General features: G+C 58.5%; 13 protein-coding genes. All 13 read left to right on the top strand.

What is annotated here, in order from left to right; all coding sequences use genetic code 11:
- The first annotated feature begins 781 nt into the window (after positions 1–781).
- A complete protein-coding gene (locus V6936_RS11710; protein ID WP_003804353.1) occupies positions 782–1,339 on the top strand; it encodes a methylated-DNA--[protein]-cysteine S-methyltransferase in 558 nt (185 codons plus the stop codon).
- A gap of 125 nt (positions 1,340–1,464) precedes the next feature.
- Positions 1,465–2,955: an aldehyde dehydrogenase family protein gene (locus V6936_RS11705; protein ID WP_003804351.1), complete on the top strand. Its 1,491-nt coding sequence runs from the start codon at positions 1,465–1,467 to the stop codon at positions 2,953–2,955.
- 113 nt (positions 2,956–3,068) lie between these two features.
- Positions 3,069–3,941: a transporter gene (locus V6936_RS11700; protein WP_003804348.1), complete on the top strand. Its 873-nt coding sequence runs from the start codon at positions 3,069–3,071 to the stop codon at positions 3,939–3,941.
- Positions 3,942–3,972: 31 nt separating this feature from the next.
- Positions 3,973–5,145, top strand: coding sequence for an amine dehydrogenase large subunit (locus tag V6936_RS11695; RefSeq protein WP_003804346.1), 1,173 nt, complete (start codon positions 3,973–3,975; stop codon positions 5,143–5,145).
- A gap of 1 nt (position 5,146) precedes the next feature.
- Entirely contained in the window at positions 5,147–5,689 is a 543-nt protein-coding gene (locus V6936_RS11690) for a MauE/DoxX family redox-associated membrane protein (RefSeq protein WP_003804345.1), read from the top strand.
- A gap of 9 nt (positions 5,690–5,698) precedes the next feature.
- Positions 5,699–6,340 carry a methylamine dehydrogenase accessory protein MauD gene (gene mauD / locus V6936_RS11685; RefSeq protein ID WP_003804344.1) on the top strand — a complete coding sequence of 214 codons (642 nt, stop codon included), beginning with the start codon at positions 5,699–5,701 and terminating at the stop codon, positions 6,338–6,340.
- Entirely contained in the window at positions 6,324–6,872 is a 549-nt protein-coding gene (locus tag V6936_RS11680) for a methylamine dehydrogenase light chain (RefSeq protein ID WP_003804342.1), read from the top strand. Before mauD ends, V6936_RS11680 begins: the two co-directional genes overlap by 17 nt.
- A 137-nt stretch (positions 6,873–7,009) precedes the next feature.
- Entirely contained in the window at positions 7,010–7,510 is a 501-nt protein-coding gene (locus V6936_RS11675; protein ID WP_003804341.1) for a hypothetical protein, read from the top strand.
- A gap of 118 nt (positions 7,511–7,628) precedes the next feature.
- Complete coding sequence (locus V6936_RS11670) at positions 7,629–8,579, top strand: helix-turn-helix domain-containing protein (protein WP_003804340.1); 951 nt, start codon at positions 7,629–7,631, stop codon at positions 8,577–8,579.
- Positions 8,580–8,694: 115 nt separating this feature from the next.
- Positions 8,695–9,498: a hypothetical protein gene (locus tag V6936_RS11665; RefSeq protein ID WP_003804338.1), complete on the top strand. Its 804-nt coding sequence runs from the start codon at positions 8,695–8,697 to the stop codon at positions 9,496–9,498.
- Between the two features lie 31 nt (positions 9,499–9,529).
- Positions 9,530–10,606 carry a uroporphyrinogen decarboxylase gene (gene hemE / locus V6936_RS11660; protein WP_003804336.1) on the top strand — a complete coding sequence of 359 codons (1,077 nt, stop codon included), beginning with the start codon at positions 9,530–9,532 and terminating at the stop codon, positions 10,604–10,606.
- A 285-nt stretch (positions 10,607–10,891) separates the two neighbouring features.
- Positions 10,892–12,985 carry a primosomal protein N' gene (locus V6936_RS11655; RefSeq protein WP_003804335.1) on the top strand — a complete coding sequence of 698 codons (2,094 nt, stop codon included), beginning with the start codon at positions 10,892–10,894 and terminating at the stop codon, positions 12,983–12,985.
- A 246-nt stretch (positions 12,986–13,231) separates the two neighbouring features.
- Positions 13,232–15,307, top strand: coding sequence for a UvrD-helicase domain-containing protein (locus tag V6936_RS11650; RefSeq protein WP_059318490.1), 2,076 nt, complete (start codon positions 13,232–13,234; stop codon positions 15,305–15,307).
- Positions 15,308–15,412 lie beyond the last annotated feature (105 nt).

The following is a 15,412-nucleotide window of genomic DNA, read 5'->3' as shown; positions in this document are numbered from 1 at the left end:
TCGCTGTTTATCCGTTTTTTATTTTTTGCTTGCGTCACTTCTTTTTCTTCTTCGTTTTGGGCTCTGGTAGAGCGGAGCTGCGTCCGAAGCAGGAGGCTGGTGAGATAAGGAAACAAGGAGCGCAAAAGTGGCTGCATGTTTAGAGAGTGTCTCGTGAAAACGCCGGTCTGGGCCGGAGGGCCGTCCTCCGGGCTTGGCTCCTTGCCGGTGCTACGCACCGGTACCCTGGTCAGGCGAGCTATTCGGGCGCGTCCTGAACTCGCGAAAGTGCCTTGTCCCCCGGACAAGGCACAAGCATTGCGCTCAAACAACAGGACGCTTGAACCCCGAATAGCCAGCCTGCCTGCGGCAAGAAGCCTGAATCGCCCGGAGGACGGCCCCCCGGGCCAGACCGGCTCACAATGACTATTAATACAAGCCCTGCCTGCTTCTAGGGCCTGGCCGTAGGTGGTTCTTTCGGCTTATGTAGCGGCGTTAGGGGCTTGAGGGTGTCGAGGTTTGCGTGTTGATCGTCACTCCCATCCGTTAGCGGTGGGTGTGGGCAGACACAAAAGTACAAGCCAACTCCTCACTATTGAGTGCCTGACGCTTTGTGGGAGCATGCGCCTTGCTTGGAGTATCCCGCTCAACAAACTGTCGTGCGTAATCTGGAGTTTGTCATTTGTCATTTGTCGATTCTCTTTGACGCTAAAGCCCAAGCTGCCTGGGTGTTGCCCGCGTTTTTGAAGAGGCTCGAGTCGCGCAGTATGATCAAGCATTCTGCCTTTGGACCGGAATTGCCATGTTTGCCTATGTCGGGCTGCGTACGGCCTGCTTTGACACGCCTTTAGGGACGATGCGTCTGTTGGTCGATGCTCAAGGTGCTTTGCTGCGTCTGGACTTCGAGCAAGAGACCGTGCATGGCCTGACCGCCGAGCAACGGGCCGGTCTGGTGCCTGCACCGGAGCTGGCCTTGCCGGTACAGGCACAACTGGATGATTATTTCGCCGGTCGTCGGCAGCAGTTTGATCTGCCCTTTCGCCTGCAAGGCACCGAGTTCCAGCAACAGGTCTGGCAGGCTTTGCTGACCATCCCCTACGGCCAGACCTGGACCTATGGTCAGATGGCCGATCATCTGGGCCGCCCCAAGGCCGTGCGCGCTGTCGGTCAGGCCTGTGGCCTCAATCCCATCAGCATCATCGTGCCCTGCCACCGCGTGCAGGGAGCCAATGGCATGTTGACCGGCTTTAGTTCCGGCTTGCATCGCAAAGCCAGCTTGCTGCACTTCGAACGCCGCGTCCATGTGAGCGGCGTGGGCGACATTCAAGCCAGCCTGCCCGCCCAGCTCGATTTGTTCTAACGCAGGTCGGGGTGCACTCCGTACCCAAATCAACAAGCCCTCGTGCACAGAATCACAAGTCTGGGCTTGGCCTCGTCCCTATACTGGATTCGTGAAGAATCAACTATTCCGTGTGGAGACAGACTATGGGGCAGGACGTACAAGCCGAGCGTAACGCGATTCGCGAACACATGATTATTGACGGCAAACCCGTCACTGAATCTCAAGGACCCACGATACCCGTCTACGATCCCGCCACGGGACACGTGATTGCGCATCAGCCCGAGGCTGGTGTTCAAGGCGTAGACAGGGCCGTGCGGGCCGCCCGCCAGGCTTTGGAGCAGGGCGAATGGAGCAAGATGCTGCCTGCCCAGCGTGAGCGCCTGTTGCTGCGTTTGGCTGATCTGGTCGAAGCTCATGCCGACGAACTGGCTCGTCTGGAAACCTTGAACAATGGCAAGCTGCTGTTCTTCTCCTACGGTCTGGAAGTGGGTGCCAGCGCACAATGGCTGCGTTACATGGCCGGCTGGGCCACCAAGATCAGTGGTGAGCTACTGTCGCCTTCTATCGCTTTTCCACCCGGTATCAATTACCACGCGTATACCCGTCAGGAGCCGGTAGGGGTGGTGGGGGCGATTGTGCCCTGGAACTTCCCGCTCTTGATGGCAGTATGGAAAATCGCCCCGGCCATGGCCGCTGGCTGCACCGTGGTTCTCAAGCCCGCTGAGGAAACCCCGCTCACGGCCATCCGTCTGGCCGAACTAGCTCTGGAGGCCGGTTTTCCCGCTGGGGTGATCAACGTCATCACGGGTCGTGGCGAGAGCACGGGCGCGGCACTGACAGCACACCCCGACGTGAACAAGATTTCCTTTACTGGTTCCACGGAGGTGGGCAAGTTGATCGGCCATCAGGCCGTCAATGACATGAAGCGCATGTCTTTGGAGCTGGGCGGCAAGTCACCTGTGGTCATCATGGACGATTGTGATGTAGACATGGCCATTCAAGGGGCGGCCAATGCCATTTTCTTTAACCAGGGGCAGGTGTGTACCGCCGGTTCGCGTCTGTTTGTACAAAAAGGCATTTATGAGCGCGTGGTGCAGGGCGTAGCCGATCTGGCGTCCTCCATGACGCTGGGTTCGGGTTTTGAGCAGTCCACCCAGATTGCGCCGCTGATCTCGGCGCGCCATCAGCAGCGCGTGCAGAACTACATCGACGTGGGTCGTCAGCAAGGGGGACGCATGTTGGCGGGCGAGGGTGCGCGCCCTGAGCAAGGCTATTTTGTACGCCCCACGGTGTTTGCCGATGTAGCCCCCGATGCCCGCATCATGCGTGAAGAGATTTTTGGGCCGGTGGTGGTCGCCACGGCGTTTGATTCGGAGGCGCAGGCATTGGCACTGGCCAACGATACGGACTTTGGCCTGGGCGCCAGCGTCTGGAGCCAGGATCTGGCCCGCGTTCAGCGTTTGACTGCGGGCATCAAGGCCGGAACCGTGTGGGTCAACACGCATAACATGCTGGACCCCAGCATGCCCTTTGGGGGCTACAAGCAATCGGGCCTGGGTCGGGAGCACGGGCGTGCGGCCGTAGAGGCTTACCTGGAGACCAAATCGGTCTGCATGGCCTACCCGGCCGCCTAGCGAAAAGCCGAGCTAGGCCTGGAGGTCGGCATGACAAGGCCTTGAGCGGATTCAGTACACGGGCGCGAACACAATAACGATACCGTTCGCGCCTTCTTGAGGAGACAACAATAATGATTGCAATCGTGCAGCGTACCGCTCTGGCCTTGGCCTTGAGCGGCGTCAGTGTCGGGGCCGCCTTTGCCGGGGACCCCAGCGCACGGGACTGGATTCCTGCTCCAGTAGGGACCAATGTTCTGGCCGTTTACATGATGGGGCTGAAATCTCACGGGTTTTACGATCAGGGCGCCCGTCTGGCAGACAGCCCCAAACTGAGTGTGCAAGGCATGGTTTACCGCCAGATGCACTATCGCGAACTGGCCGGTAAAACGGTGCAGTATGAGCTGATTGTGCCTGGCTTGCGCACCACCTTGGATGTGCCCGGAGCGCCGCGTGACCGCCTGACTGGTATTGGCGATGTGACCGCCGGTGCCGCGGTCTGGCTGCACAACGATCCTGACAATCGATTCTGGTTTGCCTGGGAGCCCTTCATTACCGCACCGACGGGTCGCTACCACGGCTCGCAGGCCGATGTGTCTGCCGGCAAGAACCGCTGGAGCACCGTACAGGATTTTGCAATCGTCAAAGGTTTCGGGGAATCCTCGTTTGTGGAGGGCGTGGCGGAGTTTGAATTCTTTGGCAATAACAAGAACTACTACGGCCAGACCCTGAAAAAAGACACGGCAATCCGCTTGATGGCGTTGGTGTCCACCAACTTGACTGAGAAAACGTATGTGGGTTTGCGCTACCGCTACGAAACGGGCGGTCGCGAGCGGGTCAATGGGCAAACCACCGTCACGCGGGCGCGCAACCATCAACTTGCAGCCGAGATCACCCATCAGTTGACGGATGCCCATCAGGTGCAACTGCAATACATCCATGATTTGAAAGTCGAAAATGGCCCGCGTATGCGCGGCCTGCAATTCCGTTATGCCTATGCGTTCTGACAGCGTGGACGCCCATGAGGAGAGACATCCAATGAAGTCTAAATTTAAAGTATCGACTGCCGCCGCTTTGCTGGGCTTGCTGGCGCTGGGCGGTGGCGCGCAAGCCCAGGATAAGCCGCGCGAGGTTCTGACAGGCGGGCACAGTGTGTCTGCCCCGCAGGAAAATCGTATCTATGTCATGGACTCGGTGTTCATGCACCTGACCGAAAGCCGTGTCCATGTGTATGACTACACCACGGGCAAATTCCTGGGCATGGTGCCAACGGCCTTTAACGGTCATGTGCAGTTGTCCAATGATGGCAAGAAAATCTACACCATGACGACCTACCACGAGCGTATTACCCGCGGTAAGCGTTCGGACGTGGTGGAGGTCTGGGATGCCGACAAGCTGACCTTTGAAAAAGAGATCGCTTTGCCGCCCAAGCGCGTGCAGGGCCTGAACTACGATGGCCTGTTCCGTCAGACCACGGATGGCAAGTTCATCGTGCTGCAAAATGCCTCGCCAGCGACCTCGATTGGTATTGTCGATGTGGCCAAAGGCGATTATGTGGAGGACGTGACTGCCGCTGCCGGGTGCTGGAGCGTGATCCCCCAGCCTAACCGGCCACGCAGTTTCATGACCATTTGCGGCGATGGCGGCTTGCTGACCATCAATCTGGACGAGAACGGCAAGGTGGCCAGCCAGTCGCGCAGCAAGCCCATGTTCTCCGTGAAGGATGATCCAGTCTTCATCGCCCCGGCCCTGGATAAGGACAAAGCCTATTTCGTCTCCTATTACGGCAATCTCTACAGCGCCGATTTCAGTGGAGATGAGGTCAAGGTAGAGGGCCCCTGGTCCATGCTGGACGACGAGGACAAGGCGGGTAACTGGGTGCCTGGCGGCTACAACCTGGTGGGCCTGCACCGTGCCAGCGGCCGTATGTACGTGTTCATGCACCCCGATGGCAAAGAGGGCACCCATAAGTTCCCTGCCGCCGAGATCTGGGTTCTGGACACCAAGACCAAAAAGCGGATCGCCCGTATTCCTGGTCGGGATGCCTTGTCCATGACCATCGATCAGCAACGCGATCTGATGCTGACGCTGGACGGTGGCAATGTGAATGTCTACGACATCAGCCAAGCTGAACCCAAGCTCTTGCGCACCATTGAAGGCGCGGCAGAAGCCTCTTTGCAGGTTCAGTTCCACCCGGTGGGAGGGGCTTGATATGGACCCCGTCCTGACCTATGCCAGCCTGGCGTGTCTGGCTGTGCTGATGGGGCTGGGCGCCCTGGACAAACTGCGCCACTTCAGCTTGTTTGAGGCTGCCGTGGGCGCCTACCGCCTGTTGCCCGAAGCCCTGGTGCGTCCGTTCAGTGTGTTGTTTGTGGCCGCCGAAGCCCTGAGTACGCCCTTGCTGTTGTGGCCGGCCAGTCGTTCGCTGGGGGCGGTGCTGGCTCTATGCGTGTTGCTGGTCGCCACCAGCGGGATTGTGCTGAACCTGCTGCGTGGCCGTCGCGATGTGGATTGCGGCTGCTCGGGCCTGGGTGAGTCTTCCGGCGGCCTGTCCTGGTGGCTGGTGGCGCGCAATGCCGTGCTGGCTGCGCTGGCGCTGGTCAGTGGTGATTGGGCGAGTGATGGTGCCCGTGAGCTGGTCTGGGTGGACGGCTTGACGTTCTTTGGTACCACCTTGGCCTTGTTGGGGCTGTATTACGCGGCCAACCAACTGATCGAATCCCATCTGAAATTTCAGAAAATGCAGAATTCCTAGGAGACCTCAATGACCGCTTTACTGATTTCCAATGTCATTTTGTGGGTAATCGTACTGGCCCTGGTGCTGGTGGTACTTGCCCTGTCGCGCCAGATCGGCGTGTTGTACGAACGGGTCGCTCCCATGGGGGCGCTGACCATGGACAAGGGGCCGCAAGTGGGTGATGCTGCCCCGGTGATGGAGCTGCAGGACCTGCGTGGTCGAGCAGTCTCGGTCGGGGTGGCCGGCCCGCGCAGCCAACTGATTTTCTTCATGTCCCCCACCTGCCCGGTATGCAAGAAGCTCCTGCCGATTCTGAAGTCCATTCAGGGTTCGGAGGGCCAGTGGGTCGATATTGTGCTGGCCAGTGATGGTGAGATGCCCGAGCACCTGGCGTTCTACCAGAAAGCGCAACTGGATGCCTTCCCCTACGTTCTGTCCACCCAGTTGGGCATGGGTTTTCAGATCAGCAAGCTGCCCTATGCGGTTCTGATCGACGAGCAGGGTGTGGTGCGCGGCAAGGGACTGGTCAATTCGCGTGAACAGCTCGAAAGCCTGTTTACCGCCAAAGACCTGGGCGTGGCCTCGGCGCAAGAATACTTGGCCGGCGACTCGGGCATGAAGCAAGTGCAGGTATCACGAAAGGAGAACGTCAATGCGTTGGCTGGATAAATTTGGGGAGAGTCTCTCCCGTTCTGTGGCCCACAAGACTTCGCGTCGCAGCGTGCTGCGCTCGGTGGGCAAGTTAATGGTCGGTTCGGCCTTTGTGCTGCCGGTCCTGCCTGTGGCCCGCGCTGCGGGCGGCGGTAGCAACAGCAGTGCTGCGGATCACCTCAGTTTGAATCCCGATCTGGCCAATGAAGACGAGGTGAACTCCTGCGACTACTGGCGTCACTGCGCGGTGGACGGGTTCCTGTGTTCGTGCTGCGGTGGCACAACCACCACCTGCCCGCCAGGATCAACGCCTTCGCCCATTTCGTGGATTGGCACCTGCCACAACCCGCATGATGGCAAGGACTATCTGATCAGCTACCACGACTGCTGCGGCAAGACCGCCTGCGGGCGCTGCCAGTGCAACACGCAGACCCGCGAGCGCCCCGGCTACGAGTTCTTCCTGCATAACGATGTCAACTGGTGCATGGCAAACGAGAACAGTACGTTCCATTGCACGACATCGGTGTTGGTGGGTTTGGCGAAAAACTAAAACAAGCCGCCAGCGTGCCCACGCTCTGCAAGAAGGGATCTTTGGGTCGCTTCTTTGCCGGGTGTGGGCTCGTTCTTGGGCTTGAGCATGGTGAGCGGCGGCCTGGAAGGCGTCCGCTCCACGAAGGAGGCATCACTGTGTGGACATCGTTGCGCCTGGCCTGTTTGGGCGCCGTACTCCTGGCGTTCACGCCTTGGGCTCAGGCCCAGGAAGAGATGGCCGGAACGGGCGATTACTTGCAAAGCTCCCAGGCTTTTAAAGACTATATGCTGCAATGCGCGGGCTGCCATCGCTATGACGGTCAAGGCTTGACGCATCGTGGGATTCCGGATTTCAACCGCTCTATCGGCCTGTTCACGCGTTTGCCGGCGGGGCGGGAATACATGATACGGGTGCCCGGCGCGTCGCAGTCGCAATTGGACAATGCCGACTTGGCGCGTGTGCTGAACTGGATCGTGGCCAAGTTCAGCCCGGAAGACATCACGCCCGAATACCGGCCTTTTACCTCTGCCGAGGTGGGGGCTTCACGAGCGCAACGCTTTGACGATGTGCTCAAGGCGCGTACAGCGTTGACCGCCAAAATGAACCGCATGGGTCTGGAGCCTGCTCCTTACCTGTACGGTTCCATGGAACGCTGAAACAGCGGGTTAACGTCCGTAGACGCTTGGATTTTTTAGGGCTATAAGAAAAGGGGGCATGTCATGCCCTCATCCCGATCATTAGCGTTGGCCGCAAGGGCCCCCCCAGGCAATGTCCATGTTATTGCGCACTCCCTCTGCCTCTTTCAAGAGCCTTGCCGCTTGGCAGGAAGTGGTGTGCGCGTACTTTGTGCCCCTGGAGGTACAGCCCGACTCGCGTCGGGGCTTTTCCAACCGTGCGGCAAGCGATCGCATGGGTTCGGTCGATGTCATGGAGCTGTGTACCAGTGCGCAGCGTGTGCGGCGCACTCAGGCCCTGGCCAGCCGTTCCGAGCAGGCTCTTTACAAGGTCACCTTGCAGATCAGCGGCAGCAGCCAGATTGAACAGGATGATCGCAGCGCTATATTGCATGCCGGGCAGTGGGGCATTTATGACACCACCCGCCCCTATGAAGTCGCCGTGCAGGATCAATCCCATTTTCTGGTCCTGCAGTTTGAGGAGGAGCGCCTGCTGCCTTGGCTACCCTGGCTGAGCGATGCGGTGGCCCGTTCCTTTTCCGCCACCACAGGCCCCGCCCGGATTGCCATGGATATGCTGCGGCTGGGTTTGCAAGAGCGCGGGCATTTGTCACCCTCGGCCTTGAGCGAACTGTCTCAGACCGTGATTCGCATGATGGCGCTGAGCCTGGCCGACGGACGCCCGGTGCCCAGCGAGTCCGCCCTGGACGAGGTGCGGCGTGGCCAGTTGCTGCAAATTCAACAGTATGTGCAGGACCATCTGGGGGATGCGGGATTGAATGCGCAGTCTCTGGCGCTGCAGTTCCGCATTTCGCGGCGTTATCTCTACAAGCTGTTTGAATTGTGCGGGCAGGCGCCCGCCGATTACATCATGGCTGCCCGCCTGGAGCGCGCCTGTCAATTGCTGCTCGATGGCAAGCCGGGTCGGCAGATCAGTGAGCTGGCCTGGCAGATGGGTTTTTCCGACGCGGCGGTGTTCAGCCACGCGTTTCGCCGCCGCTACGGCGTGTCCCCCAGTGAGTGGCGTCGCAGCCGTCTGTGCGGGGATTAAGTATAGCTACGTAGGCGCAAGTCCGACTTATCGCAAACGGGTCGGATTCCTATTCTAGAAGCTCACGATCTTGAGGCGACCCGTGGGGTACGCCCAGCTTCTCAAGGACAGTTTTATGCGTCTACACCTCGATTGCGCTTTGTTGCACACCCATCCTGACTGGGCCCGCAATTTGCAGGCCATCATTCCCCCTTGCGAGCGTTTGCAATTGCACCTGTTGCAGGCCCCGCCGGCCACCTGCCCCGATCAGGACTACCTGTTTTTACGCCGCTCAGCCGCCTTGCTGTTGCGATTTGACGCCTGTCTGATACCGATCGAAGCGGCCACCCTGATCCACGTGCGCCGCGCCTTGTCTGCGGCCCGAGGGCACCTGCCGGTGCCGGTCTTTGGCCTGGTGCGTGCCACCATCAAGGCTGCCGCCTTGACAGACCTGCTGGAGCTGGGCCTGGCCGACTATGTGCGCGAGCCTTTATGCCTGGACGATCTACGTGCCCGCATCCATCGCCAGCGTTTGCAGTCCTCATCCCATGCTTTGAATGAACCGGGACTGTCCGGTCGGATACACTATAGGGTGCAGGAAAACCAGGATCTGGTCCTGCACCCCGGCCCAACGGAGCAGCGCCTGTCGCAAACGATCTTGCAACAGGAGGGGACGACGCTGGAAGCCTATGCCGCTGCGGTAGCCTCGCGCTATGCCTGCAGCCAGGAGTCTTTCAAAGTTGCCAAGGGACGGATAGTGGCCCGCTTCGAGCAGGCTTACATCCATGCCGCCCTTGATCGCCATCGCGGTAATATCGCCATGGCAGCCCGCTCCGCGCAAAAGCACCGGCGTGCTTTCTGGGCACTGATGCGCAAGCACCATATCGATGCGGCACGCTTTCGATCCGCGTCAAGCCCAGACGACGAACACGATGGTTAAAATTAACAGGCATTTTTCAATAGGGATTGCCGTGTCTTTACCTCAATTAAAAAACGATGTTTTCCTGCGCTCGCTGTTGCGCGAACCTGTGCCCTACACCCCCATCTGGCTGATGCGTCAGGCCGGGCGTTATTTGCCTGAATACAATGCCACCCGTGCCCAGGCTGGCTCCTTCATGCAACTGGCTCAGAATCCCGAATTTGCGTGCGAAGTCACCTTGCAGCCCTTGCGCCGTTTCGATCTGGATGCCGCCATTCTGTTTTCGGACATCCTGACCGTGCCACACGCCATGGGCCTGGGTCTGGATTTCGTCGCCGGTGAAGGCCCACGCTTTGCGCGTCCCGTGCGCAACGAGGCCGACGTCATGGCACTGGAAGCGCCGGACATGGGCAAGCTGCAATACGTGTTTGACGCGGTCTCGCTGATCCGCAAGGAGCTGGACGGCAAGGTGCCGCTGATCGGTTTTGCCGGCAGTCCCTGGACAATCGCCTGCTACATGGTTGAAGGCCAGGGCTCGGATGACTACCGCCTGGTAAAAAGCATGATGTATCAGCGTCCGGACCTGATGCACCGCATGCTGGAAATCAACGCCCAAACCACCTGCGAATATCTAAACAATCAGATACGCGCCGGTGCACAGGCTGTGATGCTGTTCGACAGCTGGGGCGGCGTGCTGTCCGACTCCCTGTTCCAGGAGTTTTCCCTGGCCTATACCCGCAAGGTGGTCGATGGCCTGATTCGCGAGCACGATGGCCAGCGCGTTCCCGTCATTGTCTTTACCAAGGGCGGTGGCATGTGGCTGGAAGATATCGCGGGCTGTGGTGCGGATGCCATGGGCGTAGACTGGACAGTGAATCTGTCCCGAGCCCGTGCTCGTATCGGCGACAAACTGGCCCTGCAAGGCAATCTGGATCCCATGACCATGTTCGGGGGTGAAGAGGCCATTCGCCGGGAAGCCCGCCGTGTGATCGATGACTTCGGTCCCGTGGGCCAGGGCGGCCACGTGTTCAACTTCGGTCATGGCATCTCGCGTTTTACCGATCCGGAAGCCGTGGGCATTCTGGTGGATGAAGTGCATTCCTACAGCCGTCGCCATCACAGCGTTTGATCCTTATTGCGCACAAGCTGAGACAGCTTGTGCGCAAAGTTATACACACAGTCCGACTCAGTGTTGAGGCCTTGCTATTTAAGGTTCGATTTCAATACCTGATTTTAATTGTTTGATATCTCTAGGTTTTATCTTTATTCCAGAGATATTGAAAATTAAATTGTATCTGTGCTTGCTTCTTTGTATTTTTTGTTCATGTCATTTTCCCCAAAGTTATCCACAGGCTGCTAAGCTCTTGACTTATCAGGCTTTCAGCCCGGCCAGCCCTTTTTTGAAACACCATCCATGACCGCCACCCCAGACGCTATTTCTGCATCGGCAAGCACCGGGCCTTTCTGGCTGCATGTAGCCCTGGACGTTCCCCTTGAGGGGGTGTTTGACTATCAGCACCATGAGCCTGTGCAGGTTGGACAACGGGTGATTGTGCATTTTGGGCGGCGGCAGATGATAGGCGTTGTGGTGGCGTTGCCCGAGCAACCTTCCTACCCGCCCGAGCAGGTCAAAGCGATTGATCAACTGCTGGATGACTTGCCTCCTTTCCCGGAGGACTGGTTGCGGATGGCGCGCTTTGCGTCTACCTATTACCACCGTCCTCTGGGTGAGGTCATGATGCCATCCTTGCCGGGGCCCTTGCGCAAACCCTCCGCCTATCTGGGCAAGCGGTCTGCAGGGGGGCCAGTACTGCGCATGGCCAAGCGCAAGGAAAAGAAGGTGGAACCGGTGGACAGCGATGTCCTGCCTGTGCTCAATGCCGAACAGCAAGCTGCGGTGGATGGCATTGTGGCCGCCAAACCCGGTAGCTGCATCTTGCTGCACGGGGTAACGGGTAGCGGTAAAACCGAAGTCTATATGCGGGTGCTGGAACACGCGTTGGCTGCAGGCCGGCAGGTCTTGTTTATGGTGCCTGAAATCAATCTGACGCCCCAGTTCGAGCAAGTCCTGCGCGCCCGTTTGGCGCGCGTCTTACCGGGCGATGTGCTGGCTGTCCTGCATAGTGGCCTGTCCGAAGGTGAACGGCTGCGTTCTTGGTTGCGCGTCAATAGTGGTCAGGCGCGTATTCTGCTGGGAACACGGTTGTCCATCTTTACCCCCATGCCTGAGCTGGGCCTGATTATCGTGGATGAGGAGCACGACGCTTCTTACAAGCAGCAAGATGGCCTGCGTTACTCCGCGCGGGACTTGGCCGTATGGCGTGGTTATGACCTGAAAGTACCGGTGGTGCTGGGTTCAGCGACCCCTTCGCTGGAAAGCTGGAATCACGCCCGGCAAGGGCGTTATCGTCTCTTGAGTCTGCCCAAACGGGCGCGTGAGGTTTCCCTGCCGCGGGTACGGCTGGTCGATACCCGGCATTTGCGTCTGGAGTCCGGTTTTTCGCCGCAACTGTTGGATGCCCTGGAAGCTTGTCTGGAGCGTGGTGAACAGTCGCTGGTTTTCATTAACCGGCGGGGCTACGCACCTGTGCTGCATTGTGCGTCCTGTGGCTGGCTGTCCCAATGCCCCCGTTGTACGGTTTATACCGTGCTCCATAGGCAAAATGGCTTCAAGCACAATTTGCAATGTCATCACTGCGGCTATCAGGCCCCAGTGCCACGTGCCTGCCCCGATTGTGGCGATCAGGACCTGCAACCCATGGGTCGTGGCACGCAACGGATCGAAGAGTTTCTGGGCGAGCGTTTTCCCAATGCGAGACTGGTGCGTATCGATGCCGACAGCACCCGCTTGAAGGGCAGTGCGCAACAATTGTTCGAGCAGGTGCATGCGGGCGAAGTGGACATTATGGTGGGCACGCAAATGGTGGCCAAAGGTCATGACTTCACGCGTCTGAGCGTAGTCGGTGTACTCAATGCCGATGCCACGCTGTTTGCACATGATTTTCGGGCGCCAGAACGTTTGTTTGCTCAGTTAATGCAGGTTGCGGGTCGGGCTGGCCGTCACACGGAAGGGGCGGATGTCATTATCCAGACGGGCTACCCGGAGCAGGCTGTCTACCAGAGTTTGATCAGGCACGATTACATAGGCTTTGCTCAAAGCGCCCTGAGCGAGCGCGAATCCGTGGGTTTGCCGCCTTTTGCTTATCAGGTGCTGTTGTCAGCCGAGGCGCCACAGTTGGCGGATGCCCTGCGTTTGTTGACCCAGGCGCGTCGCCTGCCCGAAGACCACCCCAATGAATTTCCCGGTGCGGATCAGGTTTTCCTGTACGATCCAGTGCCGTTGCGCGTATTGCGCGTTGCCAAGGTCGAGCGTGCCCAGTTGCTGCTGGAAAGCGCTCATCGTCCGGCTTTGCAGGCCTTTGTGCGCTACTGGGGGCCACAGGTTGCGCAACTGGCCAAACAGCACAAGGTGCGCATTACGATTGAGGTCGACCCCCTCGAGATTTAAGGTTCCACAGGCTCAGGTATGTAGAGAGACAGTAGGAGCGTCTCGGGTACAGCAGGGTGTATCCTTGTGCGCTATGCGGCGGTACCGCATGCTGTCATGCCGTTGTACCTTGCCGCCGCTGTCTTTCTGAGCCAGCCTGTCGTTTTGCATCAAACCGTACTCGGACTGGCCGGGATGTCACCTTTAGCGCTGCTTGTTGTTTGGCCTTGAGCCTCGTTTTCTTGCCTAGTACTCACTGATTCCACCATGACTACCTCCGTCACTACACCAGGCCATACCGTCCCCACTGACCTGAACGCCATGCAACGTCAGGCTGTGTTGTATATGGATGGGCCCTGTCTGGTGCTGGCTGGGGCAGGGAGTGGCAAAACACGAGTAATCACGCAGAAAATCGCCTATTTGCTGCGCGAGTGTGGATATACCGGCCGCCAAGTGGTGGCGCTGACTTTCACCAATAAAGCCGCACGTGAAATGAACGAGCGTATTCGCGCCTTGGTGGACCCCAAGCTGCTGCGGGGGTTGACCGTCAGCACGTTCCACTCTCTGGGCCTGCGCATGCTGCGTGAGGAGGCTCAGCACGTGGGTTTGAAGCCGCGCTTTTCCATTCTGGACGCGAATGATGCCCTGGCGATTATTCAGGAGCTGTTGGCCACCACGGACAAAGGGCGCCTCAGATCCGTGCAACAAGAGATCTCCTTGTGGAAGAACGCCTTGATGGGGCCTGACCAGGCAGAGCGTGCCGCGAACTCACCCAGCCAGATAGAAGCGGCCCGCATTTACCGAGACTATGCGGCCACCTTGATTGCCTATCAGTCGGTGGATTTTGATGACCTGATTCGCTTGCCTGCGCAATTGATGCAAGACAATCAGGAAGTGTGCGAACGTTGGCAGCGCCGAGTGCAGTATCTGCTGGTGGACGAGTATCAGGACACCAATCTTTGTCAGTATCAGTTGGTGCGCTCCCTGACAGGGCAGCGCAACATGTTTACAGTGGTCGGCGATGACGATCAGGCGATCTATGCCTGGCGCGGCGCTACCGTGGAGAATCTGGCGCAGTTGCCTAAGGATTATCCCGAGCTGAAAGTCATCAAACTGGAGCAGAACTATCGCTCCGTGCAGCGAATCTTACAGGCAGCCAATAATGTCATTGGCAACAATCCGGTCGTGTTCGGAAAAAAACTGTGGTCCGATCTGGGTTTTGGTGAGCCCATTCAGGTTCATGTCACAGACGACGAGCAGCATGAGGCCGACTCGGTGGCCATGCGTATCTCGGCAGAGCGCTTCGAGCGTCAGGCCGAATGGCGTGATTTTGCGGTGCTGTACCGCGGCAACCACCAGGCCCGGATCTTTGAGCAGGCGCTGCGTAATTTGCGTATTCCTTACACCATCTCCGGCGGGCAAAGCTTTTTCGACAAGGCCGAGATTCGCGACATTCTGTCGTACTTGCGCATTGTGGCTAACGAGGATGATGACCCGGCATTCATCCGGGCGGCCACCACTCCGCGTCGGGGGATAGGGCAAGCCACGTTGCAGGTGCTGGGTCAGTTTGCGGCAGAACAAAAGCTGTCTTTGTTTGCGGCCGTCTCACCACTTGCGCTGACAGATCGCTTGCCCGAGCGGCAGTTGGAGCCTTTACGCGTGTTTGCGCAGTTTATTGGGCGTATTCAGCAACGAGCTGATCGGGTAGAAAGCGAGCAGGAAGGACATGACACGGCTGTCAGCGAGCTGCTGGACGAACTGCTGCGAGCCATCGATTACGAGCGCTATCTCTACGATATGTTCGACGAACGCCCTGCGCAGACCCGTTGGGAAAACGTGCTGGAGCTGATTACCTGGTTGAAGTCCAAAGCGGCAGACGATGAGCTTAGTTTGAATGATCTGGTGCAGCGCGTCGCCCTGATCACCATGCTGGAACGCGGTGAGGACGATGACCCGGATGCGGTCAAATTGTCCACGCTTCATGCTTCCAAGGGGCTGGAGTATCCGCATGTGTTTTTGGTGGGGGTGGAAGAAGGGCTGCTGCCGCACATCGGGCGCGATGACGAGGATATAGACCCGGATAAAGAAGCAGATATTCTGGCCCAGCGTATTCAGGAAGAACGGCGTCTGATGTATGTGGGCATTACCCGTGCACAGCGTAGCTTGCGCTTGAGCTGGTGCAAGAAACGTAGACGTGCGCGTGAGAATCTGGTGCGCGAGCGCTCCCGCTTTATTGATGAGATGAAGATCGAAGACCCCGGTGCGCAGGAAGATCCGGCGCAGGCGGCCTTGAGTCCCAAGCAGCGCCTGGATATGTTGAAGAACTTGTTGAACAAGTCTTGAGCGCTTTGCCTTGATTGAGAACGCTTGGGTTCTCGGTCTGGACTTGGGGGCTGGGTTGTCCTGCAGGCCCGCTTTTGCGGGCCTTTTGCATGGTTTACATCATCA

The organism is Alcaligenes sp. CHO6, assembly GCF_037120595.1.
In the GTDB taxonomy this organism is placed as follows: Bacteria; Pseudomonadota; Gammaproteobacteria; order Burkholderiales; family Burkholderiaceae_B; genus Alcaligenes; species Alcaligenes ammonioxydans.
The sequence above is the reverse complement of the archived record's forward strand: the minus strand, read 5'-3'. Positions and strand labels throughout refer to the sequence as shown.

Bases quoted from the DNA above. Each gene is read 5' to 3' on its own strand.
- V6936_RS11700 (WP_003804348.1), top strand. From the start codon at position 3,069: ATGATTGCAATCGTGCAGCGTACCGCTCTGGCCTTGGCCTTGAGCGGC.
- V6936_RS11670 (WP_003804340.1), top strand. From the start codon at position 7,629: ATGTTATTGCGCACTCCCTCTGCCTCTTTCAAGAGCCTTGCCGCTTGG.
- V6936_RS11665 (WP_003804338.1), top strand. From the start codon at position 8,695: ATGCGTCTACACCTCGATTGCGCTTTGTTGCACACCCATCCTGACTGG.
- V6936_RS11650 (WP_059318490.1), top strand. From the start codon at position 13,232: ATGACTACCTCCGTCACTACACCAGGCCATACCGTCCCCACTGACCTG.
- V6936_RS11705 (WP_003804351.1), top strand. From the start codon at position 1,465: ATGGGGCAGGACGTACAAGCCGAGCGTAACGCGATTCGCGAACACATG.
- V6936_RS11680 (WP_003804342.1), top strand. From the start codon at position 6,324: ATGCGTTGGCTGGATAAATTTGGGGAGAGTCTCTCCCGTTCTGTGGCC.
- V6936_RS11710 (WP_003804353.1), top strand. From the start codon at position 782: ATGTTTGCCTATGTCGGGCTGCGTACGGCCTGCTTTGACACGCCTTTA.
- V6936_RS11690 (WP_003804345.1), top strand. From the start codon at position 5,147: ATGGACCCCGTCCTGACCTATGCCAGCCTGGCGTGTCTGGCTGTGCTG.
- mauD (WP_003804344.1), top strand. From the start codon at position 5,699: ATGACCGCTTTACTGATTTCCAATGTCATTTTGTGGGTAATCGTACTG.
- V6936_RS11695 (WP_003804346.1), top strand. From the start codon at position 3,973: ATGAAGTCTAAATTTAAAGTATCGACTGCCGCCGCTTTGCTGGGCTTG.
- V6936_RS11655 (WP_003804335.1), top strand. From the start codon at position 10,892: ATGACCGCCACCCCAGACGCTATTTCTGCATCGGCAAGCACCGGGCCT.